Genomic DNA, 22,238 nt, shown 5'->3' with positions numbered 1-22,238 from the left:
CCTTCCCGCCCTGCCCCTCTGGATATGCCTGGCAAAGCCTTACACCGGCTCGGCGAGCCTGTGGGCGCTGAACAAGGCCTGCCCGATAGCCCGGGCCCTTTGCAGATTGGCGGCTTGGGCGCCGGACTCCGACTCGTACAGCAACTGCGACGTCATCACACTGGCCCCGCAGTAATCGAAGATCCCGTGATCAATCTGAGCCTGCATCGCTTCGAGGTAGCGGTGACGCTCATAGGTACCGGCATCAGCCCCAGCCACCCCTACCAGATGCACCCGAAGGCGCCCCAGCTTTTTCACCAACCTGGCATCGGCCTGGAAATCAAACGCCCAGCCATTGCTGAACACCCGGTCGATCCACCCCTTAAGCAGCGCTGGCATGGACCACCAGTAGACCGGATAGACCAGTACCAGAGCATCAGCGCGATCGATCCGGGCCTGCTCGGCGAGAACGTCCACAGGAGGGGTGACCTGGGTTCTGTGTACCGCAATATCTGCAGCGCCGAAACGCGGCTCGAAGCCTTCGCTCCAGAGATCGGCAATCTCGAAGGAGTGCTCCGCAGACTCGGCCAGGCCTTCGGCAATCTGCCGGGCAAGGCTGTGGGTCAGGGACCTGGGGTCGTGATGGGCAAAGACAAGAAGTGCGTGCATGGCGACTACTCCCACAAGCGCATTGCGCTGATTGCAGAGGATTTATATACTTTTAGTAAGTTACGACCAATAACCTACCTTTGGTATATAAGCATGTCAAGCCGCCAGAACACCGATACCTCACCGCGCCGCCGCCTGACACGGGAACAGCGCCTGCAGCAGTTGATGGGCGTGGCCTGGCAGATAGTTCGCGAACAAGGCACCGAGGCCCTGACACTGGGGCACCTGGCAGAACAGGCCGGTGTCACCAAACCCGTGGTCTACGATCATTTCGACACTCGGGCGGTACTCCTGGCGGCCCTCTACCAGGACTACGATCAGCGTCAGACCGCACTCATGGAGCAGGCGCTGGAGACTGCCAGCCCCACGCTGGCGGCTCGCGCCGATGTGATTGCCGCGTCCTATATGGATTGTGTGCAACGCCAGGGCCGTGAAATCCCTGGGGTGATCGCCGCCCTGGCCAGCTCGCCAGAGCTGGAACAGACCAAGCGTGAATACGAGGCCACCTTCCTGGAAACCTGTCGAGGTGCCCTTGAGCCCTTCGCGAACGGCGCCGTGATAGGCACCGCGGGCCTGCGGGCCATGCTCGGCGCCGCTGAAGCGCTGTCCCATGCCGCCACACTGGGAGAGATCAGCTTCGGCCAAGCCCAGGAAGAGCTCTGCGACACCATCGTGGCCATGGTCGAAAGAGCCCGCGCCAGGCAACGCACGCCGGCATCCGACGCTTCCCGTTAATTGTGAACCGACTCTTGAAAACACGCCCCGAAGGGGTACCGCAAGGACGCTGCAATGCCATTGACCCAACTGGAACTGCTGGACGAACTGCTGCAACGCTATCGCGGCGAGCTAGGCAAGGATTTCACCGGCTATCGCAACCATGTGTACCGGGTCATCAACTTCTGCCACCTGCTTACAGGCACTGATGCCCTGCAGTTGCAGAAACTCTCCATTGCCGGAGCCTTTCATGATCTGGGGATCTGGACCGCCAGGACCTTCGACTACCTGCCACCCTCGTTACACCTGGCCGAAGCCTATCTGGAGGAAATCGGCAGGCCGGAATGGGCAGCCGAGGTGCTGCCAATGATTGAACTGCACCACAAGATCACCCCTACTGCCGCGCAGCCGGGTAGCCTGGTGGAAGGCTTTCGCCGCGCCGACTGGATTGATGTCTCCCTGGGCATGCTGAGCTTCGGTCTATCGCGCCAGGATCGGCGTCGAGTGTTTGCCGCGTTTCCCGATGCCGGCTTTCATCTGCGCCTGGTTCAATTGTCCGCCAGACGGCTGTTGACCCGTCCCTGGAACCCCCTTCCCATGCTGCGTCTGTAGACCTGTAGCAGAAGCCTCCACTCGGAACGCGTAGACTGCAGCGATCCCAGGCAAAACCGGCCGCGTATCCACGGCCGCCATCAATGAGAACACCCATGCCGCCCCACCCGCCAACCGGCCCCCTCGCCCCCACGGGCTTGCCATCCCAGGCCCCACAATCCGTAGCCCAGGCGCTTGCCCCGGACGCCATCGGGATCAACCCCGATGCCAGCCAGGTGCTCTCGGTGTTCGATTTCGACGGCACCCTGACCCGCCATGACAGCTTCGTACCCTTTCTCAGGTTTGCCTTTGGCCACCGCCAGTTCAACCGGCGGATACTCGGCCTGGCCCTGCCCAGCCTGAGGTTCCTGGTGCGCCGGGTCGATCGCGACCAGCTCAAGGCGCAACTGATCAGCACCTTCCTCACAGGCGTCGAGGCCGCCTGGCTCCAGCAGCGGGCAGAAGCTTTCTGCCAGCAGGCCTGGAACCGACTGATGCGCCCGGCGGGCCTGCAGGCGGTGGCCCAGGAGCTGCGCTCAGGCGCCCTGGTAACCCTGTGCTCTGCCTCCCCGGCCCTGGTCCTGCAACCTTTCGCCACACGCCTGGGGATCAGCTTGATCGGCACCGAACTGGAGGTGGTCGACGGCATACTGAGCGGGCGTATCACCGGCAACAATTGCCGTTGCCAGAACAAGGTCCTGCGCCTGGAAAGCGTCTACGGTCCGCTGAACCAGTATCGGCTCCGGGCCTGGGGCGATACCCGCGGCGACCGTGAGCTGCTGGCTGCAGCCCAGGACGCCCACTGGCGGCACTTTCACCCTTCATGGCGGCGCGGGCAGCGAGCACGCTGAGACGCCGGCCAGCCTGCGGACGATAACGCCCTGGCAGCCACCAGCCAGAATCTGCTGGATACCCCAGAACCTGGCCGCCGCACAGCAACCCGGCGCACCCGCGGCATCGAACCAGGCGCCAGGGCTCAGTCAGCCGTAGCCCCCAGGCGCTGGCGCATGCTGGCACTGGCCGCGGGCCCGGCTTGCACCGTGCACGCCTGCAATGCCACCAACCGGCCGCTGGCGACCTCCGCCATCACAGGCTGTACCGCAAGCCCGGTTTCCCGCTCGACAAGTTGCACGCTCTCACCTTCGGGAGCGTAGTGACGATTTCCCCAGGCCACGAAAGCCATGAGCACCACGCGAAAGTCCTCGCCCTTGGCCGTGGGCACATATTGATAGCGCAGAGGGCGCTGGCTGTAGGCCTCACGCACGAGCAACCCATCCTCCACCAGGGAATTGAGACGCCGGGTCAGCATGTTCGGGGCGATCTCCAGGCTGCGGGCAAACTCGTCGAAGCGCCGCAAGCCATGCAAGGCATCGCGCATGATCAAGATGCTCCACCACTCCCCCACCCGCTCCAGGCCTCGGGCGATCGGACACTCGGCTTCAATCAGACTCTTTCGTTGCATGGCTGGCTCCTGCACTGCACCTCGGTAATTATGGATTCGGATGTTACTTTCATGATGATAGTATCGTCCACGTTTCGTTGTTCCCCAATCACGTACGCTGAAGGAGCAGGATCCGCATGAGCAAACGCATCGTAGTCACCGGCATGGGCGCAATCACGCCACTGGGTTGTGGAGTCGAACAGGTATGGCGGCGCCTGCTGGCAGGCCAGTCCGGCATCCGCTCGTTACCGGAAGAACTCATCGGCGAGCTGTCGACCACCATCGGCGGCCAGGTGCCCGACTCGCTCCAGGACCCGGAGGCCGGCTTCGACCCGGACCAACTGCTGGCCCCCAAGGAACAGCGCAAGATGGATCGCTTCATCCTCTTCGCCCTGGCCGCGGCCGAGGAGGCCCTGGCCGAGGCCGGCTGGAAGCCGGATACCGCAGAAGCCCAGGAACGCACGGCCACCATCATCGCCTCCGGGGTGGGCGGCTTCCCGGCCATCGCCGAAGCGGTACGCACCACCGACAGCAAGGGCCCGCGCCGCCTGTCGCCGTTCACCATTCCCTCGTTCCTGAGCAACATGGCCGCCGGGCACGTGTCGATCCGCCATGGTCTAAAGGGTCCCCTGGGCGCGCCGGTGACCGCCTGTGCCGCCGGGGTCCAGGCGATTGGCGATGCCGCGCGGATGATCCGCGCCGGGGAAATCGACATCGCAGTGTGTGGCGGTGCAGAAGCAGCCATCCACCGGGTCAGCCTGGGCGGCTTCGCCGCAGCCCGCGCCTTGTCCAGCGAATTCAACGACACCCCGGAACGCGCTTCCCGCCCGTTCGACCAGGCTCGGGATGGTTTTGTCATGGGTGAAGGCGCCGGCCTGCTGGTCATCGAGGAACTGGAACATGCCCTGGCCCGCGGCGCCCGGCCCATCGCCGAGCTGGTGGGCTACGGCACCAGCGCCGACGCCTACCACATGACGGCCGGCCCGGAAGACGGCGACGGCGCCCGTCGCGCCATGCAGCAGGCCCTGCGCCAGGCCGGTATCCAGGCATCCCAGGTGCAGCACCTCAATGCCCACGCCACCTCCACCCCCGTGGGTGACAAAGGCGAGCTGGCTGCTATCAGAACGGTGTTCGGCACCGACAGTGGACTGGCCATCAGCGCCACCAAATCCGCCACTGGCCACCTGCTGGGTGCGGCCGGAGGAATCGAGGCGATCTTCACCATCCTCGCCCTGCGCGATCAGATCGCCCCGGCCACCCTCAACCTGGAAAACCCGGACAGCGCCGCCGCAGGGCTGGACCTGGTCAGGGGGCAGGCTCGCCAACTGGCCATGCAATACGCACTGTCCAATGGCTTCGGCTTTGGCGGGGTGAATGCCAGCGTGCTGTTCAAACGCTGGGAATAGCCCTTCGGGCCAGGGCTCCCTGCCGGGGTTTGAGTTGCGATTGGCTGAAACCCCGGCAGCCTCATCAGTTCAACACGTCATTCAGCACTTCGTAGATGACCCCGCTGGCAATGGCCACCAGGATCAGGTCCGTACCGGCCTGCCGCCACTCATACCCCTCATAGCGTGGCAGTTGCCCGAGCAGCCGGCTGTCCAGCTTCTTGGCGATGCCTGGTGGAAGGGGCTTGCCACGGGCCAGGTTCTTCTGGATACCGGGAGGCAACGCCGGTCCCGGGCTCCAGTAATCACGGTGCCCACCCAAGATGCCGAGCACGTTGCCACGATCGATGCTCGGGCCATGGCTCCAATCGTCAGCAGCAGGTTTCTTGCCCTTGCCGTGGCCCTCCCGGTTGCCCTGGCCACGATCATCCTGGGCGTCCTGCTTGGAATGGCCTTGCCCCTTGCCCCCGCCCGGATCGGCCAGAGCCAGGGGGGAAGCCGCAGCCAGGACCAGGCAGGCAAGAACGGTAACAAGCGGACGCGATGTGTGCATGGTGGTTCTCCTCAGGCAGCGATTGCCAGAATCAACTCTAGACGGCCTTTCTATCCTGGGGTCGTCCCCGCCCCTGAGCACGGATCGGCCCGCCCACTCACCTGCCCGTTCAGCCCAGCTGAACCTCGAGAGTCAAAGGCTGCAACTGTGCTGGTATTCAAAGGGAAACATCAGCGTATCCACCACCCCGGAAAACGGCGCATCCAGCGCCAGAAACGGCCAGAGCACGCCGTTGTTTTCCTTTGCCAGGGCCCAGTCCATGCGCACGCCGATATAGGGACAGGTGTAGGGAGTGGTTCGGGTCATCAATGCCGTGCACCCGCTCAGCCCCAGGGTCAGCACCAGCCACAACAGACTACGCAACACGTAACGTCCTTATTACTTGCATCGGCAAGCACCATGGGTGCTGCATGACCAACGCTTCAGAGATCGAGATCAAGCCTTGTAGTCGCAATGGATCTGCAGGCTTTCGGTAGGGTTGCGATGAATCTGAAAACCGCACTGCCCCAGGGTGGCCTTGACCTCCTCCACTACCGCCGAGTAACGCGCCTTGCGCTGTTCCTGGCGGGCCGGCGAGGTAAACACACCCAAGGGCAGAAAGCGCAGGCGCTTGCCATCGAGGACGATGGACAGGTCGACATGAGTGCCGTCCACGTCATGGCCATTGGAGCCGAAAATATCCTCCAGCTCCTGCTTTCGCCGCGGGTAACACAGGCAGAAAAGCCGGATGCCCAGCCAGCGCGACAGGGTTCTGAAAAACCCCAGGCAACTGCTGTTGGGTTCGTAACCCCGGGTTACCAGCAGTTGCACGGAGCGAGGCAATCTCGACTGGACCTCAAGCAGTTGGGTGAAGACCCGGGCATCTATCGAGACCTCTGAAGATGGCCAGCGTGGCCCTATCTTCAAGCCCTGGTGATCACCCTTTTTCAAAATCAGCATGCAGATCAAATCTGGTTTCCAGGCGGACCAGAATGGTACACAGAGCGGCCCCTGAGCGCTGGAAAATCGCCGTACAAAAAACCCGCTCACTGGCGCAAATCCCCCCTTTTCTCCCCGTGACAGCCCACCGACGGTTTAGTTAAACTGCTAGTGGCTCATAGCCATTACCCTTCATCACAGTGACCGCAGGGGCTGTATGTACGACTTAACGAATCTGGTCATTGTCGATAGCCGCTTCGGCTTGAACGTCTTGCAGGTCACCGCGGACCTGGTTGCCGGCGCACTGGAAGAACTGCTGCAAAATTGCGCAAGCGGCGCGAACATCACCCAGAAACTGGATTACTCCATCCTGAGCATCTACCAGGACAAGCTTGAAGCGGCCATCCGCGATATGAGCCTCCCGGTCCTCCCCATGCTCAGTGCTGCCGACAGCCTTTGCTGACAAGCCGCCAACAGGGGATGGCCGGGCTGAGGTTTCCTGGCAACGCCTGAGCAAACCCTTTACATTGCCCGCCGGCCCCTCCTCTTGATTAAGGACAGATCAACATGAAGCTTGTTTACGCCCTCTCACTTGCAGCGCTGGCCCTGGTTGGATGCGACAAGAAACCCGAGCCGGTGGCAACCGGCCAGGCAGGCGCTGCCGCCCAGTGCTTCAAGGACACCGATTGCAAGGGTGATCGGATCTGCGAGACCGGCAAGTGTGTATCGCCACAGGCGGCTCCTGCCCTCGGCGAGCGCCCCGCCCCGACAGTCGCCACCCAACCGGCCCCAGAAGCGCCCCGGGTCAGCTACGTACCACTGATCATCAGCGGCGACGACATCGGTGGCGTATTCACCACAAGCACCCGCGAAATGGGCGGTTCGGCCATCAACTATGTATCCCGCGCCGGTGTCGTCAACGTGATGGACTACGTGGTTGAAGACCCGGACCTCACAGGATACGTCGCCGTCGAGAAAGCCTATGCCTTCGGTGGCAAGTATCTGCTGGTGGTCTCCACCGGAGAAGGTGGCGCCAGCTGCCCCGCCACCACCTACGCCTTCACCTTTGACAGTGCCTCGGAATCGGTGACCGGCAAGATGGAAATCAACAACTGCTCGGAGCTGGTCGAAAGCCTGGCCGATGGCAACAAGCTGATCGTCAAGAAAGAAGACGTGCAGCACGTTTTCTACAATGGCGATGTGAAGTAGGACCTGCACGGCTGGCTGGCCAACCTGGTGCGCTGAGGGGGCTGCTCGCCCCCTCTCAGCGCCGGAGCGCGTACGTCAGCCAGCATTCGCTTTCGATAGCGAGCGACCTGTTACAGACATCACCCTGGGAATGTTCAGGAAATTCCCGCATAGGTAGCCCATTTCGTCATGTCTTGAAGGGATATGTTCCCACCACAGACGACAAGGCCAATAACCGCGTCGGCAGGCAGCCTGGGCGCGGTGGCAATGACCGCGGGCACAAGCGCGCCAGAAGCCAGCTCAACCCATTGCCTTGCCCCTTGCGCAAAGGAGAGCATGCCCTTGATCGCCTCTTCGTCAGGGACCACAACCATGTCTTCGACATAGTGGCGAGCGTGGGCAAACATCAGCTCGTCGATGATCGGAACGCCAAGGGTGGAGACGATCGAACTGACGTCGATATCCACCGGCCTGCCCGCCTGCAAGGCCTGGCTCATGGAGTGTGCGCCGGCGGTCTCTACGCCCCAGACCCGGATCCCGGGCTTGATTGCCTTCAAGGCCGTGGCCACCCCCGCCAGCATCGCCCCGCCGCCGACCGCGACAAACACGTCGGTCAGGGACGGGCAGTCGGCAATGAACTCAAGGGCCAGTGTTCCATGCCCCTCGGCAATCAGCGTGTCGGCGCAATCGTCGATCACCACATAGCCCTCTGCCTCCAGGGTCTTGGCCCGGGCAAAGGCAGCATGCACATCCGCTTCGACAATGACCGTACTGCCGGAGGCGCGAATGCGTTCGACCGACGAAGACGGCGCGCTCTCGGGCATGATCACCGTCACCCTGGCGCCGAAGCGCTTGGCCGCCTCGCCGATGGCAATGCCGAAGTTACCCCCACTGACGGCGACGAAGTGGCTATCGCCCAGGCCCTCCTGCAACGCCGAGAACTTGTTGAGTACCCCGCGGGCCTTGAATGAACCACCGGTCTGCAGGTTTTCAAGCTTGAGAAAGACAGGTCGTTCAACCATGCCTGCCAGCATCGAACTTTCCACCGTCGGCGTACGAACTACCGATCCATCTATCCGCTGCGCTGCTGCAACGATGGATTTGAAATCAATCAGCTGAGTCATCTGGGGCCAATATCCTTGGTCTGAATGTGTGCAGGACTCCCAACGTCCGTGCCTGGCCAGCTTCGCCAGCCGCGATGAACGCTACAGGACAAACCGGGGAATGCGCCACCTATTCAAGAGTTATGGGCAGCCGATGAGCAACCTGGAGTAGCTCATGGATCATTGCTGCAAAAACAGCGTCGCCCAGTGGTAGGCTAGCGGCCCTCCACCACCAGGAAGCCTTCCCAGTGACGCCCATCATCTGCGCCAACGAGTTCGACATCTGTGTTTCCATGCCTGACTTCGTCACCTGGGCGCAGGACGAGCCTGTTCCCAACGCCGATCTGGCGGCGGCATTGAACACCCTGGGAATCGCTCTCGACATTCGCAAGCTGTACACCAGCTACTTCGACGAAACCCCGGTTGGCGCTGGCGACGTCCACATTTATCCGGGTACCGAAAGTGCAAGCCTGCTGGTCATCGATCTCTACCGAGACCCCACCGACCAACTGGATATCGTCAGTATTTCGTTGAAGATAGAACCTCTGTTGCTGCCCTTGGCCCTGCCTCATCTACGAGGCTTTTTTGATGCTGCCGAGTGCCAGGTCGCCTTCAGGCAGTCCAGCCATTCACAGCAGTTGCGCGCGCTGATCGATGAAACCCGATACCCCGCCCCAGCCGATGAAAACGGCTATCGGCAGCAGCTGATTGCCCATCTTTGAAGAACCGGCCACAGGCGCTTCGACACCTGCCGATCAGGCCCAAGGCAGTAGCAGGCCCGACCTGGGCCGGGCCTGCCATTGGCAACTAGCTCAAGGGCATTCGCAGGTGGACGGACCGAATACCGGGCCGCTGCACGGATCTTCGGACGGGCCGAACACCGGGCAAGAAGCCTGGGCCGTCAGGGTGAAGCCCCACAGCAGCAATACCGCCAACATCACTTTTTTCATTTGCGACCTCCTGGTCAGTCATCCATGCCCCCTGACGAGGGCACGGACATTCATCAAGGGCATTCGCAGACCGTAGGCCCGAGCACCGGGCCAGCGCACGGATCCTCTCCCGGCCCCAGCACCGCGCAGTCGGCTTGCGCCGTCAGCGAAAACATCCACAACAGCAGCGAAGCCGCCAGCATTTTCCTTTTCAACCTGACCTCCTTGGTCGAGACCTCGATAGTGTTCTGTGCCCTGCTCCGTCACCAGAGGCGGACACAGGCCCCCTGTATGGCATGACGCAGGCTCAGTCCGCGCGCCCTGCCGCCGGGCCCGAGACAGCAAAGACCACTGCCGGCGATTGCGCCAGTGTGGCGTGTTGTCGCGCCTGTATGGCCGGCGCAAATCAGCGCACGGCGACTCTTCAGCACAATCTTGCACTGGCCATGCCGATATTTTTCAGATTATCTTTTGCCGAAAATCCAGGAACACAAGGAATCTGTGTCATGCCTTCACTCAAGCTCGTATGCCTTGCCCTCACGGTTCTGACCATCAGCGCCTGTGCCATCCCAACAGCCAAGACCGAACCCAACGACGTCGAGATCGCCGCCCAGAAACTGGTGGGGCAGCCGGCCAAGAATGCGTTTCAACTGTTCGGCAGGCCCGACCAGGGCATGGGGCCTTCTTCCTACGGCAGCGGAGGTTTCTACCTGTGGAACCGGGTGCAGACCCATACCACGCCAGAGAAGGTCTTCGTGCAGACCGGCGTCGAGTACGTCGGCCAGAAGGAGACCTGGGTAGGCATTGGCGGTGGCGGAGTCGGCGGCATGATGCCGGTGGGGAGCGAAGCGGTCTATCGCAAGACCGGGTATGAGGAAAACCGGACAGTGCTCGATTACTTCTGCAGCATCACCCTGTACACCGATAGCCAGAACATCATCACCGATGCCAGCGTAATCGACTGCAACAGCAAGAAGTGATCGGGTGATCCAGCTAAACAGGGCCGCCCCCCAGTCTTGTGCAACCAGGGTTCACCCCGGGTGGCCGGCCTGCCCCCCTTAGCTGATATCATTCGGCAACTTACCCGCCGAGTCGCACACATGAATCGCCGCAAGAAAATCAACCAACTGCTGAAGGCCAACGCCAAGAAGGCCAGCGCCAAACTGGCACCGAAGAAGAAGTGCACCTACATCAGCAAGGCCGATCGCTTGAAGCTGGCGGCTGAAGCCGTTCAAGACCCGATCATCGCACCCGAAAGCTGATTCAGCCCCCCCCCAACAGCCTTGGCCGCCGTGGCACACTGCCCCCCTCCCTGAGCGGCCCTGGCCTTTACCTGAATTCACCCGGCCCCCTCGGGCCTGAGCGCTCCATCGACCTCCTGCGGCCTGCCCTGGGAAGCTGCCCGCCGCAGTTTCCGCGGCTCTGCTCGATAGCGGCAATACGCCATTAGCACATTTGCCCTAATCGACCCACGACGCCCGGCGCACCTATATTTCTACCCTTGAGCGGCCCACCTGCTGCCACGAACAAAAAACTCGAGGAGCGCCCTCTGGTCATGGCAGCCACTCACCAGAGTCCGCCCTGCCCATCGCCCGATACAGCCCCTGAGCTTGGCCACTCACCGTCTTGCCAACGGACTGAGTTGATTTTTCTTCACCCGCAAGCACCGCCTCCAGGTGCCCACAACAGCAAAGGATTGTTGCCCTATGCTCACCTCCCTCAGACCCTGGCTGCCCGCCTTGCTGCTGTGCAGCCCGCTGGCTGCACAAGCGGAAAGTGCCCCGGCCGGCGACTTCTGGATGATTCATCACCAGGGCAGCCTCAACAAGAACGAAGCCTTCATCGTCGACGGTGAACCTTCCAACATCTTCCTGCGCAAGGGCGGTGTCCGTTCGCTGGGCGTCTATCAGCTCTACGAAGAAGGCGGCAAGCCAACGATGACCGCGTATGACGTCGAAGTCGACTGCGCGAAGAACCGGGTGCGCCTGAACGGCGCGCAGAACTACAGCAAGTTCTTCAACGACTTGCGCCCGAAGAAGGTTTCCACTCAATGGCAAAAGCAGCCCGAGCCCTGGATAGCCCAGACCCGGGACTTCCTCTGTCATCCGGAGCAGCGCCAGGCGAAGCAGATGTATCCGCTCGGCAAGATGCCTACCTCGCAGATGATTTCGGCCGCTCCGGGGCTGTTCCAGTTAATGAATCACGAGCACACCAAGACGGCCATCCTGAAGATCGTCGACCAGGCATTCGATCAGATGCCCGCCAAATGAACGCACTATTTATGGAGAACGTGCGATGAAAAGACTGCTCGCACTGGGAATAGCCGCCATCCTGCTCAGCGGATGCTCGGCCATTCCGACCCTGCCCGAAGCCCAGGCCCGCAACTACTGGAAGAACCGCCCGGTTGGCGAGGCGATCGAGCACTTTGGCGTCCCCAACCAAGTCGCCACCGCCCCCGAAAAGGACTGGGTGGTACTGATCTATAAACGCGACACCTCGTACACCTCACGCGAAGCGCTCGGCACCTACACCGGCCCACAGAACGGCCAACTGGTACACGCTGAATACTGGGGCGACGTGACCAACTCAGCCAGCTGCGAAATCCGCGTCGCCATCAACCGCGCCAGGCAAGTGGACTACCTGCTGACTCGAGGCCGATGCGCCGGCATAAAGCTCAAGCCAGAAGCCTGACCCTCCACGACCTCGACCCGGGTGGCCAGAGCCACGCTGGGTCAGAGGTCCGGGTTTGACAGAGGCAGCCTCTGAAGTGAAGAGAAGCTGCGGCCACGCCGATAATGACCCAGGCAGGGTCCAACGTACCGCTCACCGGCTACCCTTCGAAAAGCGTTGTTCGCATTGGCCGTCTTATCGGGCACGACACGAGCACACTCATCACTGCTTGAGCAAATCACTCGGTTTCCAGCTCTGGTCAAAGAATGCCTGCTTGGGCCCGTAAAGCCGCACGATCACCAGGAAGCCCTTGTCCGGTACGGTCTTGATCCAGTTCTTGCCCTCGCCCGGAGATTTCGGGCCAAAGTAGATATCGGTGGAGCCGTCGCTGTTCTGCACCGGCTTATCCATCTGATTGAGAGACGGGAACGGCTGGCCGTTGTCCAGGCCCGAGGCGGTCAGGTTGTCGTAGGCGGTCACCGACCAGAACAACGCCGCAGGTACATTTGCCGGCAGGTTGAGCTTGTAGGTCTGGGCACCGTCGAGGAACTTGCCGTCGGCATCACGGGTGGTCGCGGGATACTTGGCACCGGCACCGACCATGTTCATGACCATGCCGGGGCTGTCCGAGTAGGCCGAAGTGAAGAACGCCACCCGCTGCTCAAGATTGGTGAAGCTGCCACTGGACTGAAACTCGGTGTTCTCCCCGGCGAAGGTATTCACGTATTGCCGATCTTTGTAGTACAAGCCGCCCGGTTCCTTGAGCAGCAAATGGCTTGTCACCACCTTGCTCATCTTGAACGCGGTGCGCGCCGCTTCATCGAGCAATTTGCGCCGTTGCGCATCCGGAGCGAAGGGCTTGCCCTTCTCGATGCCCAAGGTGTGCAGGAAGCCACGCATGTCCATGTCTGCCGGGTCCACCGCTTCGGCGTCAATGAAGCGCGACAGCATGTCGAAATAGCGACCATCCTCGGGAAACAGCATGTTGATCGGTGCGCCGGTGGCATCGGGGAATTGCATCGGCAGCGCCGAATCCTTCTTGCCCAACGGATAGATCTTGGTGCGCTCGACTTCAGCCACCGGCACGCTGAGGTCTTTCGGATCCTTGAAAAAGGTGCGCCAGAACAGGAACACGTTGTTGGTTCGCGAACGATAGACGTATCCCTCGGTCGGCTCCGGCCCCTTGTAGTCCGGCGGCAACAGCACGTAGGTGCCGCCCTTGCCCTTGTCAGGGCCGGCCAGGCCGACGTCACCGCGCCAGGTCTTGCCGTCGATGGTCGGCCCGACGATCGGGCGCTGGAAGAAGTCGTCGAACATGCCCTGTACACCGGGAGGTGCTTCGACCACCAGGGGGCCGTACTTCTGCAGGTCCAGATAACTCATGGCGTAGACCAGATCGGAGTTCGGCGTGGTCACCAGCGTCTTGGCATTGATGCGTTTTTTCCAGGTGGGCAGGATGTTGTAGCCGGCGCCGAACTCTTTCTCCGAAGCCTCCTTCATCGACCAGATGTTGATCGCCGGCAAGGCCCACAGGTACGACTGCACGGCACGCTGGAACACCAGCTCATCGATCAGGGTGCGTGCAGCTGTCTCAGTCGGGAAGCCCTTTTCAAAGGGCTGGTTGGCCAGTTCCTCATAACGCGTCGCAGCATTGGCCAGGCCGCTCAGGGTAATGGCTGCGGCCAGGGCCGTCAGGGAAGTGCGTAAACGGTTCATGGGCTGTCCTTATGAAACGCAGTTGGAAAATCGGTTCAGTTGACCTTGACCACCGCCGGTGGTGTCCACTGGCCGTTCATCGCAGCGGCTTCCGGCCAGTAGGCGCGAACGTATAGCGAGAAGTCGGCGCCCTGGGGCGCGGGGAGCCAGTTGCTTTCCTTGTCCGCTCCCGGCGAGTCGCTTTGCACATAGAGTGTCAGCGAGCCATCGGCATTGCTCTTGAGCGCTTTGTTCTTGGTGCCGAGGGAATAGCGCCCCAACGGGTTTTCGGCGAAGAAATGCTGTTGGTTGTACAGCGTCAACGACCAGAAGCCCTTGACCGGCGGCAGCGCACCCTTGGGGAAGGTCACGCTGTAGCGCTGGGCGCCATTGAGCCGAGTACCGGCCTCGTCCAGGTCCTGGTAGAAATACTTGGTCTCGATCTGCTTGTTGACGAAGATATTCGACCGGGCGACTGCCGTGCGCAGGAAGTAATCGGTCCCAAACGCCGCGCCGTTGCTGATGGTGCTCCAGTGATGCGGCAATTGCTGGCCGTAGTTGCGAAACTGCAACAGCGGCTTGACCACCTCGCTGTCAGCCTTTTGCGCTTCGTCGATCATGGCTTTTTTCAGCTCGGGGTCGCGCTGGGCGATTTGCGCCAGCACCGCCAATTGCGCATAGCGCGCCTCTTCACCCGGTAGCGGCCTGGCGTCCTTGAGAATCGCCGGCAGTTCATCAAAGAACTTTTCCGGGAGCACCCAGCGGGTCTCCTCGTCTCCCGATGCCTCGGCAGGGAATTTCGGCGACTTGCTCCAGTCACGCTGCTTGAGTTTGCCGTCGTACTTGGACAGCGGGTACATATCGATGCCTGACAGATAGGGCTGGATGGCCTTGCGATCTTCGGCGGTATCGTCCTGGAATACCCGCGGGATCACGAAACCGGTGTTGGTCTTGGCGCGAAACACCTGGGCAATGCCTTCCGGTACCTTGCCGTTCCAGTCCGGCCCCACCAGTAGATAGAAGCCCGGCTTGGTACCGTACATCTTGCCCAGTTCGGCGAAGCTGTCGGAGCGCAGGTCCACCAGTTGATACACCCAGAAACGGTCGCCGAAGTCCGGCACCTGAATCACCACAGGCTCGATATCCAGGGCAATGCTGCCCGCACCGTAGACCACATCCTGGTTCGGGCAGGCCACCAGCCGCTCGCCAGGGGAAATGTAATCGGTGAGCATCGACAGATGGTTGATCGGTGCTACGGGCACGATACCGCCCATCAGTCCCGGCTCCGGCAGGTCCTTGAACTTCTGCCGGCGGTTGAAGATATTGGCCATCGGCCAACCCCAGAAATACGCTTCCCGCGCCATCATCCGTACGTAGGTTTGCGTGACCTTCACATCGGCTTCAGGCCCGGAGACCTGCGCCATCGGCGAGGTTTGCGCCTGCACAAGCATCGCGGCGAGCATCACTGACGTAGCAATCAAGCCACTGATGAATACGGGGGCTTTCTTCATGCGGCTGCTTCCTTGCTTGAGTGTTTTTTTGGCGAGCGAATCTTTTGCGGCAAGATTGATCGTTGAAAAAACTAGCAGAGGATCCGGGTTCTGCCAGAGAAACGGACAGCAATTCGCCCTCTCCCTGCCTCTACCTGCGCAGGTCGTTATGGGCCTGCGAAGTCGAATTCGCACAGCGTTCAGAGTTCGATATGTGAGGTGAATCACAGCGTATTCTTGCTCTTTGCGCATGCCATCGGACCGGCCTTCCTAAATATTGCGCTCTACCTTCAAACCATTAATATTGCTGTTCAACATCCCCTGCCAACGCCCATCAAGGATTGATACATGAAACTGTTCCGGCAGCGCTCTGCCCTACCCGCCGCGTTGCTCCTCGCTCTTTCCCTCTCCGGTTGCGTCTCCGATCTCGATTCGGGTGCCTACGGCAGCATGGACGATCCGCGCTACGCGCAGCTGTTGGACCAGGTGGACGCAGCACTCAAGGCGAACATGGCGGTGGTGCTGGTGGCGGACGTGATGCCGCACAAGTCGCTGAGCGATGCACTGACCATGACTCAATGGACGCCGACGGTGATCTGGGAATACGAGAAGGATCCGAAGGTGACCTTCGGCCGCAAGTTCCAGACCAACGCGCTGCAGAGGCCGCCTGGTGAAACCTATCTGTTCAAGGCCTTCGAGGTGCACATCCTGCCACCAGGCAAATACTTGCTGACCGGCGGCGACGACTACCAGATCCACGGTTTGCTCGACCAGGTCGGCGCCCGCAGCGGCCCACCCGGTTCGGGCCATGGCGCCAACGGGACCGCCTACCTGTCCCCCGAGCTGTACCGCGAGTACTACAGGGAAGAGGTCTGGAAGGACGCGACCTATGGCAGCGAGACCAAGACCGAAGGTGTCTGTACCGCCGTGCTCAGGGCTTCGGGTGCCTGCGTGAGCTGGGGTGAACAGCAATATACCCAGACGACGGCGCTCTCCCCGGGCGGCTATTACCAACAGACCGATTCTCGCGACGTTCCCGCGATCAAGGTCCAGGCGCGCCTGCCGGTCGACAAGGCGCTTGCCAGTTTCACCATCCAGGGCGGCCAATTGCTGCTGGCCCCACGCATGCACCTGAAGACCCCTGGCTACAAGTACCAGCAGTCGAAGTGCCGGGCGATCGACCCGAAGAAAATCGAGTGCCCTCTCGACAACCTGACCGTCTATACCTGGCCGGCGCCCATGAGCTTTACGCAGAATCTCATCGAGCAGCGCAACCTGAGCGAGAAGCACCGGCAGTTGCTGTCCAGGCTCCAGCCCATGCAAATCACGCCGCTGGGCAAGCAAGGCATGGAAGATCCCATCTGGGGCGTGCCGTTGTCACTGGCCAAGTAAGACAAGTCCGGGGGTATGGGCATCTCATCGAATACCGTGTCGAGCATGCGCTCGGGGGCCTGTTTGCCTGAATTCGGTACGCCCCCGGTGCAGGCCCTGCCACCCCGATGGGGCCGACTGCCCACTTGCCCCTCCTGGCAATTGGAATACTGCGATGAATAAACGTGTCCCCGCCCTGATTTTCTCATCCGCCTTGCTGGCCGCATGCGGCCCCAACAAAATTGTCTACGACCTGCCTTCACCCAGCGGGAAATATCATGTGCAAGTACGCCAGTGCCCGCAAAGCGGATCCATCACTTGGAGCGAGAAGCTCCAGGTCTCGGTACTGGAATCCGGCGTATCGGCAGCCTGCCAATCTGCGGTGCAAGCCTTGGCTCAGTTCGACGCCAATGAGGCCGCAAGCCAGCTCCAGCTCGAATGGATTTCAGATACTGAACTCAGGGCCTGGCTGCCAGGCTTCAACCTCGACTACGGGCCATCATCGGCAACCTACAAACACGACAATCCGGTCAAGGTGACTTTCTCGCCCAAATAATGAGCGGTGGGTTTGCGAGGTATCGACTTACATCGAACGCTTCTCTACCCAACGTCGATATTGGCGGGTGCGAAAGGCCATGGCGAGTTGTTGCAGCACCAGCGCACGCAACGGCGACACGCTCGGATCGGTTTTTTTGGCCCGGCTGAGTTTGCGTAATTGATACTTGACCACCGCCATATTGGCCAAGGCCGCAATGGCCTTGTTTTTCCAGGTGATCGGCGGCAGTTGCGGCGTACTGTCTTTGCCCAGCAGCCAATCACGGGGCAGGTGCGGATCGATGGCCAACGCCGTGCCGATCCCCACCATGTCCACGCCACTCTGGACGACCATTTCAGCGATCGGACGTCGCCGTACTCCCCCGGTGACCATGACCGGCATCCTGGCGACGGTGCGGATGTCACGTGCAAACTCAACGAAATAGGCCTCGCGCGCCAGGGTACGACCGTCACGGGCTTCGCCCTGCATGGCCGGCGCCTCGTAGCTGCCGCCTGACAACTCAACCAGATCCACCCCCAGCTCGTTGAGCAGTTCAACCACCTTCCGGGCATCGTCGGCGGTGAAGCCTCCCCGTTGAAAATCGGCAGAGTTGAGTTTGACCGCCACCGCAAAATCGGCAGACACCACGGACCGTACCGCCTTGACGATTTCCAGCAGCAGGCGCGCGCGGTTTTCCAGGGAACCGCCCCATTCATCGGTTCTTTGATTGGTCAGCGGCGAGAGGAACTGACTCAGCAGATAGCCGTGTGCGGCGTGGATCTCCACACCAGTGAACCCGGCCTGCTCACCCAGACGCGCGGTACGGGCGAAACGCTGGATGACATCATCGATCACGCTCGCAGTCATCGCGTGAGGCGTTGCGAAACGTTTGGACATCTTGCCCAGGTCCAGCGGTATGGCCGAGGGTGCCCAGGTTTTCTGCCCGAGGTTTGCCTGCATCTGGCGGCCAGGGTGGTTGATCTGCAACCAGAACTGCGCGCCGCCGGAACGGCCAATCCGCGCCCAGCGCTTGAACTTGTCCAGTTGCTGCTCATTTTCCAGCACCACACCGCCGGGCCCGGTCATGGCACGGCCATCGACCATCACGTTGCCGGTGATGATCAGGCCCGCGCCACCCTCGGCCCAGGCCTGATACAGGCGCATCAGTTCTTCGGAAGGTGCCTGGTCGGCATCGGCCATATTCTCTTCCATGGCGGCCTTGGCGATACGGTTCTTGATGGTCGAACCGTTGGGAAGCATCAGGGTATCGAACACATTCATGGGGGTAGCCCTCAGTGGAGATTGAGCCACCTTAAGATTGAAGTGAACTTGAAGGTCAATAGCCTTTTTGCAACTTCACCCAAGAATCTTTACTCGATGTCCAAGGCGCCCGAGCCGGGCAGCTTGGTCACCAGATCAGCCCCCAGCAGCTTGGCAGGCGTGTAGGCACCGCCCGTCGGACGCACCTGCAACAGATGGCTAACCACACTCAAGGCGGCATGAATCGTCAGGCTGTAGACGTTGGTGGTATGCACCCGCGCGACCTTGCGATCGCCCCGAGCGTTACGGGCCTCGCCCCACACATAAGTGCCTTGGTCGGCACGCTTTTGTTCGTCCGGGCCTACCACTGTCTTGCCGATGCGCTCCTTGAGCAGCCTCTGTACCCAGGACCACCCCAGCAACGGGCGGATGAGGTTGGCGAATCTGGCACCGCGGATCATGCCGGCAGAGCCCGGTATGAACACTTCGATATTGGGTATGCCGGTGGTGTGATAGGCCGTCGAGATATCGCCCCAGGGAATAGTCATCGAAAGTTTCTCACCGGCGCCGAAGTCGATACGCCGTACCCGATACGCCAGCGGCACCGAGACGATCCTACCGTCACGACGGACCTTGCCGCCCTGCGCCATGCCCTCGATGGAGGTCTTGGCAGTACCGGGCGAAAAGCTGGAGCGGGAATCGAAGCCCAATGCCAGATGCGTGGCATCCGGCAGCGCGTCTTTCAGTGCGGCGGCGACACAATCGGTCGGGACTACGTCGAAGCCGACGCCGGGGCAAATGACCACGCCCGCGGCTCGCGCCCGCTCATTCAGGGATTGGGCATGTTCGAATACGGCGATCTCGCCGGTGATGTCCAGGTAGTGCGCACTGGCCCGCAGGCAGGCTTCGATCATCGGTGCGGCGGTGGCTGAAAACGGCCCCGCGCAATGCAGCACCAATCCAAGTCCCTTGACCTGCGCAAGCAAGCGCGCATCGTCATCCAGCCCGAACACCCGGGCTTCAAGGCCCAGCTCCCGGGCCAAGGCTTCGACCTTGTCGCGATTGCGCCCGGCCAGCACCGGCCTGAGCCCGCGCTTGACGGCGTCGCGAGCGATCAACTCGCCGGTATAGCCATTGGCGCCATAGATCATCCATTTCATCGGCGTATCCAGGTTGTCTTGCTGACTCATGCGTTGCTCCAGACTGGATTGATAACGTGCGTTATTGCCTTGCCCCTTGCGCATCAGACGCTAGCGTTAAAGTCAGGTTGAGGGTCAAGCAGAAGTACGAGCGCATCCGCAAAAATTATTTGCCGTCGCGGGGTTGACCTTAAAGCCAGGTTTAAGGTGAGCATGCGCCGAACTGCTCGCCTGATGAAGCCGGAATGATGATCAAGCTCCTTGTTTCCTGTGTATTGATATTGATAGGTGGTGCTTTCATGACAAGCGCAAATGCTCAGCCGAACTCCTCGATGGCAGGTTCCAGGGAGCACCAGATACTGGTGATCATGACCAACCACGCCAGCTATCCCTCACGCACCGATACCACCGGGTTGTGGCTGACGGAGCTGACACATTTCACCGATGTGGTGGAAGCTGCCGGCTACACCACAGTATTTGCCAGCCCCAAAGGGGGCGCGGTGCCTCTGGACGAGCGGAGCCTGGGGTGGTTGTACATGGACAAGGCCGCCCGGCGGCATTTGCAGTCCGCAACCTTTCGCGCTCGGCTGCAGAACACGTTGCCGATCGCTGATGTGGACCCTTCCCGCTTCAGCGCCATTTATTTCACCGGGGGCCACGGGGTCATGTGGGATTTTCCCAACAACCCAGATCTGCGGCGCGTGGCCGAAACCATCTACAACCAGGGTGGCATCGTCTCAGCCGTGTGCCATGGCGTAGCGGGTCTCCTGGATCTGAAAGATGACCAGGGCCGGTTGATCATCAAAGGCAGAAACATCACCGGATTCTCTGATCGCGAAGAGTGGCTATCGGGAATGAAAAGCCAGGTGCCCTTCTTCCTTGAGGACCGGCTCGTAAGCCAGGGCGCGCGTTACCACAAGGGCTGGCTGCCGTTCACTTCATTTGCCCTGACTGATGGAAGGCTGGTGACCGGCCAGAACCCGCAATCGCCCCGGGCCGTAGCTGAAGCCGTGACCGCCGCGCTCTGCGCGAGCGACGTAACTCGCTGCCCCTCAGGGTCGATCCCGGCCCCTTGAAAAAGAGCGACTGAAACTCGCAACCGAGCTTTCGACAGCATTGCTGTTCAACCCATTTGCCAACGCAGCGTTGGCGGAGACGCCTGAAATGCCCAGTCCGACCGACACCACCCTCATCGATATCGCCGGCCATCAGGTGCCCGTCGTCAAAGGCGGTCTCTACGACCGCTTTCGGTCCAACCCGCCACTATCGGTAATCGCCGCCGAAATACCAGGCGTTGATCTGAGCTGGTTCAAGAGCCTGGAAAAGAACAAGGTCGAGATAGGCTTCGAGTCGTTTTCGCCCAACTTCTACTACCAGAACAGCCAGGTTACGGCTGTCTACACGGCCGACCTCGACCGGCTCCGGGTGCTGATGCCGACCGAACTGGCAGCAACGGTGCAACCGCTGCAGATCTGGCCGGGGCGTGGCCTGATCGCGTTCACCGCGTATACCTACGAGCATTGCGATAACGACGCCTACAACGAGGTGGCCGTGTCGATCATCACCAACAAACCCGGCAAAGCCAACCTGGGTCCGCTCACATTGATTGGCCAGTCAATCTCGGGAGACTTCTGGGGTTACGTGCTCAAGTTGCCGGTCAATACAGAGTTGGCACGGGTACGCGGTGTCGTCGGTTACAACCTGCCGAAGTGGCTGACCGGCATTGACCGCAAAGAGAGTGCGCAATCGGTGGTCTATGACATCACCGACAGCCAGACCGGCAAGCTGGACCTCTCCTTCACCGCGAAAAAGCTCGAGAAGTTATCCCGCAATGTCAAAATCATCACCAACAGTTTCACCAACCTCGATCACCAGGGCCAACTGGCCTACGGGTATGCTGTTTCCCGCCAGCTCAGCCACGGTTCCAGCCGTGACGCCGATGCGGCCATCCTCACATTGGGCGACGGCAGCCTGTCGAACTACATCCGCTCCCTGAAGCTGGGGAAACTGCTGAAGTACGAATACGTACCGCAGTTCCAGAGCGCACTCTATGCGCCAAAACCGCTCGCTACGCTGGTTGGCGAGCGCTGAGAGCTGGGGTGCCCGTCAGGCCCCGTACGCCTGGCGGGTGGTTCTCTTCCTGGCGGCCCCTGCTGCACGTTTGCCCGAAGCAGGCGCCACGCCCTCTTCGCGCAAACGATTGATCAGCATTTGCGCATTGTCCGCACACGCCATGCCCTCGGGTTTGCCCTCGATGCCCTTGATGACCAGCAGCAGTTGCTCCTTGTTCTGGGCCAGCCGCTGCTGCAGGACTTCAATTTCCTCGACCTTTTGCTTGAGGCCACCCAGCAACTGATCGTGTTGCCAGCCACTAGCATTCATCGGCATCAACTGGCGGATTTCATCCAACGAAAAGCCCGCTGCCTGGGCGCCGGTAATGATCTCGAGAACCCATTCGGTATCCGGTGCGTAATCGCGATATCCATTTGCCTTGCGCTCGACCGATTTGATCAGGCCACTGGCCTCATAGAAGCGGATGCGAGAAGGCGCCAACCCGCTGATTTTCGCCAATTCACCAATTCTCATACCTCACCCCTAAAAACCGTTG

The 22,238-nt window shown here is 61.0% G+C and carries 28 protein-coding genes; 15 read left to right on the top strand and 13 right to left on the bottom strand.

The window, feature by feature from the left end; translation table 11 throughout:
- Positions 1–39 precede the first annotated feature (39 nt).
- Positions 40–648: an NAD(P)H-dependent oxidoreductase gene (locus tag ACUXVH_RS30915; RefSeq protein WP_065364224.1), complete on the bottom strand. Its 609-nt coding sequence runs from the start codon at positions 646–648 to the stop codon at positions 40–42.
- 93 nt (positions 649–741) lie between these two features.
- Here ACUXVH_RS30915 and ACUXVH_RS30910 point away from each other — a divergent pair, with 93 nt between their 5' ends.
- The 3 genes from ACUXVH_RS30910 (at position 742) to ACUXVH_RS30900 (ending at position 2,804) form a co-directional block, all read left to right on the top strand.
- Complete coding sequence (locus tag ACUXVH_RS30910; RefSeq protein ID WP_065364225.1) at positions 742–1,383, top strand: TetR/AcrR family transcriptional regulator; 642 nt, start codon at positions 742–744, stop codon at positions 1,381–1,383.
- Between the two features lie 54 nt (positions 1,384–1,437).
- The gene (locus ACUXVH_RS30905) at positions 1,438–1,974 is read left to right on the top strand and encodes a hypothetical protein (protein WP_065364226.1); all 537 of its coding nucleotides are present in this window, start codon (positions 1,438–1,440) and stop codon (positions 1,972–1,974) included.
- A gap of 95 nt (positions 1,975–2,069) precedes the next feature.
- On the top strand, positions 2,070–2,804 hold the full coding sequence (locus tag ACUXVH_RS30900; protein WP_065364227.1) for an HAD family hydrolase: 735 nt from the start codon (positions 2,070–2,072) through the stop codon (positions 2,802–2,804).
- Positions 2,805–2,929: 125 nt separating this feature from the next.
- Here ACUXVH_RS30900 and ACUXVH_RS30895 read toward each other — a convergent pair whose 3' ends face one another.
- Positions 2,930–3,415 (bottom strand): winged helix-turn-helix transcriptional regulator, encoded by a 486-nt coding sequence (locus tag ACUXVH_RS30895; protein ID WP_011061714.1) that lies wholly within the window; start codon positions 3,413–3,415, stop codon positions 2,930–2,932.
- 116 nt (positions 3,416–3,531) lie between these two features.
- Between ACUXVH_RS30895 and fabF the strand changes: the two genes are divergently transcribed.
- Entirely contained in the window at positions 3,532–4,800 is a 1,269-nt protein-coding gene (fabF, locus tag ACUXVH_RS30890) for a beta-ketoacyl-ACP synthase II (RefSeq protein ID WP_065364228.1), read from the top strand.
- 64 nt (positions 4,801–4,864) lie between these two features.
- On the opposite strand, the gene ACUXVH_RS30885 is transcribed toward fabF, so the two are convergent.
- The 3 genes from ACUXVH_RS30885 to ACUXVH_RS30875 all read right to left on the bottom strand — a co-directional run bounded on the left by ACUXVH_RS30885 (position 4,865) and on the right by ACUXVH_RS30875 (position 6,271).
- On the bottom strand, positions 4,865–5,332 hold the full coding sequence (locus ACUXVH_RS30885; protein ID WP_065364229.1) for an anti-virulence regulator CigR family protein: 468 nt from the start codon (positions 5,330–5,332) through the stop codon (positions 4,865–4,867).
- 132 nt (positions 5,333–5,464) lie between these two features.
- Positions 5,465–5,698, bottom strand: a complete 234-nt coding sequence (locus ACUXVH_RS30880; protein WP_011061717.1) for a YceK/YidQ family lipoprotein — start codon at positions 5,696–5,698, stop codon at positions 5,465–5,467.
- 69 nt (positions 5,699–5,767) lie between these two features.
- A complete protein-coding gene (locus ACUXVH_RS30875) occupies positions 5,768–6,271 on the bottom strand; it encodes a hypothetical protein (protein WP_123397430.1) in 504 nt (167 codons plus the stop codon).
- A 196-nt stretch (positions 6,272–6,467) separates the two neighbouring features.
- Here ACUXVH_RS30875 and ACUXVH_RS30870 point away from each other — a divergent pair, with 196 nt between their 5' ends.
- Together ACUXVH_RS30870 and ACUXVH_RS30865 are read left to right on the top strand one after the other, a co-directional pair.
- A complete protein-coding gene (locus ACUXVH_RS30870) occupies positions 6,468–6,713 on the top strand; it encodes a hypothetical protein (protein WP_011061719.1) in 246 nt (81 codons plus the stop codon).
- A gap of 104 nt (positions 6,714–6,817) precedes the next feature.
- The gene (locus tag ACUXVH_RS30865; RefSeq protein WP_015635915.1) at positions 6,818–7,459 is read left to right on the top strand and encodes a hypothetical protein; all 642 of its coding nucleotides are present in this window, start codon (positions 6,818–6,820) and stop codon (positions 7,457–7,459) included.
- A 134-nt stretch (positions 7,460–7,593) separates the two neighbouring features.
- Here ACUXVH_RS30865 and ACUXVH_RS30860 read toward each other — a convergent pair whose 3' ends face one another.
- Positions 7,594–8,562: a threonine ammonia-lyase gene (locus ACUXVH_RS30860; protein WP_065364230.1), complete on the bottom strand. Its 969-nt coding sequence runs from the start codon at positions 8,560–8,562 to the stop codon at positions 7,594–7,596.
- A 227-nt stretch (positions 8,563–8,789) separates the two neighbouring features.
- Between ACUXVH_RS30860 and ACUXVH_RS30855 the strand changes: the two genes are divergently transcribed.
- Entirely contained in the window at positions 8,790–9,263 is a 474-nt protein-coding gene (locus tag ACUXVH_RS30855; RefSeq protein WP_015635917.1) for a hypothetical protein, read from the top strand.
- Between the two features lie 90 nt (positions 9,264–9,353).
- Here the strand turns inward: ACUXVH_RS30855 and ACUXVH_RS30850 are convergent, their stop codons facing one another.
- Both ACUXVH_RS30850 and ACUXVH_RS30845 read right to left on the bottom strand, forming a co-directional pair.
- A complete protein-coding gene (locus tag ACUXVH_RS30850) occupies positions 9,354–9,491 on the bottom strand; it encodes a PA0050 family protein (RefSeq protein WP_011061723.1) in 138 nt (45 codons plus the stop codon).
- Positions 9,492–9,544: 53 nt separating this feature from the next.
- The gene (locus ACUXVH_RS30845) at positions 9,545–9,685 is read right to left on the bottom strand and encodes a PA0050 family protein (protein ID WP_003083582.1); all 141 of its coding nucleotides are present in this window, start codon (positions 9,683–9,685) and stop codon (positions 9,545–9,547) included.
- Between the two features lie 291 nt (positions 9,686–9,976).
- Here ACUXVH_RS30845 and ACUXVH_RS30840 point away from each other — a divergent pair, with 291 nt between their 5' ends.
- The 4 genes from ACUXVH_RS30840 (at position 9,977) to ACUXVH_RS30825 (ending at position 12,161) form a co-directional block, all read left to right on the top strand.
- On the top strand, positions 9,977–10,450 hold the full coding sequence (locus ACUXVH_RS30840) for a hypothetical protein (RefSeq protein WP_015635918.1): 474 nt from the start codon (positions 9,977–9,979) through the stop codon (positions 10,448–10,450).
- A 120-nt stretch (positions 10,451–10,570) separates the two neighbouring features.
- Complete coding sequence (locus ACUXVH_RS30835; RefSeq protein WP_019093064.1) at positions 10,571–10,732, top strand: DUF2986 domain-containing protein; 162 nt, start codon at positions 10,571–10,573, stop codon at positions 10,730–10,732.
- Positions 10,733–11,176: 444 nt separating this feature from the next.
- A complete protein-coding gene (locus ACUXVH_RS30830; RefSeq protein WP_011061726.1) occupies positions 11,177–11,740 on the top strand; it encodes a hypothetical protein in 564 nt (187 codons plus the stop codon).
- A 25-nt stretch (positions 11,741–11,765) separates the two neighbouring features.
- Positions 11,766–12,161, top strand: a complete 396-nt coding sequence (locus ACUXVH_RS30825; RefSeq protein WP_011061727.1) for a hypothetical protein — start codon at positions 11,766–11,768, stop codon at positions 12,159–12,161.
- Positions 12,162–12,362: 201 nt separating this feature from the next.
- Here ACUXVH_RS30825 and ACUXVH_RS30820 read toward each other — a convergent pair whose 3' ends face one another.
- Positions 12,363–13,856: a DUF1254 domain-containing protein gene (locus ACUXVH_RS30820; protein ID WP_019093066.1), complete on the bottom strand. Its 1,494-nt coding sequence runs from the start codon at positions 13,854–13,856 to the stop codon at positions 12,363–12,365.
- 35 nt (positions 13,857–13,891) lie between these two features.
- Positions 13,892–15,346: a DUF1254 domain-containing protein gene (locus ACUXVH_RS30815; RefSeq protein WP_065364231.1), complete on the bottom strand. Its 1,455-nt coding sequence runs from the start codon at positions 15,344–15,346 to the stop codon at positions 13,892–13,894.
- A gap of 327 nt (positions 15,347–15,673) precedes the next feature.
- On the opposite strand from ACUXVH_RS30815, the gene ACUXVH_RS30810 reads away from it, so the two are divergent.
- Positions 15,674–16,717: a hypothetical protein gene (locus ACUXVH_RS30810; RefSeq protein ID WP_011061732.1), complete on the top strand. Its 1,044-nt coding sequence runs from the start codon at positions 15,674–15,676 to the stop codon at positions 16,715–16,717.
- 154 nt (positions 16,718–16,871) lie between these two features.
- On the top strand, positions 16,872–17,252 hold the full coding sequence (locus ACUXVH_RS30805) for a hypothetical protein (RefSeq protein ID WP_011061733.1): 381 nt from the start codon (positions 16,872–16,874) through the stop codon (positions 17,250–17,252).
- Between the two features lie 27 nt (positions 17,253–17,279).
- On the opposite strand, the gene ACUXVH_RS30800 is transcribed toward ACUXVH_RS30805, so the two are convergent.
- Positions 17,280–18,512 (bottom strand): NADH:flavin oxidoreductase/NADH oxidase family protein, encoded by a 1,233-nt coding sequence (locus tag ACUXVH_RS30800; RefSeq protein ID WP_011061734.1) that lies wholly within the window; start codon positions 18,510–18,512, stop codon positions 17,280–17,282.
- An 89-nt stretch (positions 18,513–18,601) separates the two neighbouring features.
- The gene (locus tag ACUXVH_RS30795; protein WP_065364232.1) at positions 18,602–19,681 is read right to left on the bottom strand and encodes a saccharopine dehydrogenase family protein; all 1,080 of its coding nucleotides are present in this window, start codon (positions 19,679–19,681) and stop codon (positions 18,602–18,604) included.
- Positions 19,682–19,875: 194 nt separating this feature from the next.
- Between ACUXVH_RS30795 and ACUXVH_RS30790 the strand changes: the two genes are divergently transcribed.
- Together ACUXVH_RS30790 and ACUXVH_RS30785 are read left to right on the top strand one after the other, a co-directional pair.
- Complete coding sequence (locus ACUXVH_RS30790) at positions 19,876–20,706, top strand: type 1 glutamine amidotransferase domain-containing protein (protein WP_065364233.1); 831 nt, start codon at positions 19,876–19,878, stop codon at positions 20,704–20,706.
- Positions 20,707–20,794: 88 nt separating this feature from the next.
- Positions 20,795–21,721: an acetoacetate decarboxylase (ADC) gene (locus tag ACUXVH_RS30785; RefSeq protein WP_375538625.1), complete on the top strand. Its 927-nt coding sequence runs from the start codon at positions 20,795–20,797 to the stop codon at positions 21,719–21,721.
- A gap of 15 nt (positions 21,722–21,736) precedes the next feature.
- On the opposite strand, the gene ACUXVH_RS30780 is transcribed toward ACUXVH_RS30785, so the two are convergent.
- Positions 21,737–22,216 (bottom strand): MerR family transcriptional regulator, encoded by a 480-nt coding sequence (locus ACUXVH_RS30780; protein WP_019092743.1) that lies wholly within the window; start codon positions 22,214–22,216, stop codon positions 21,737–21,739.
- Positions 22,217–22,238 lie beyond the last annotated feature (22 nt).

This window comes from Pseudomonas sp. 8(2025) (genome assembly GCF_052665325.1).
Note: the sequence above shows the minus strand (reverse complement) of the source record. Positions and strands in the feature narration are given on the sequence as shown.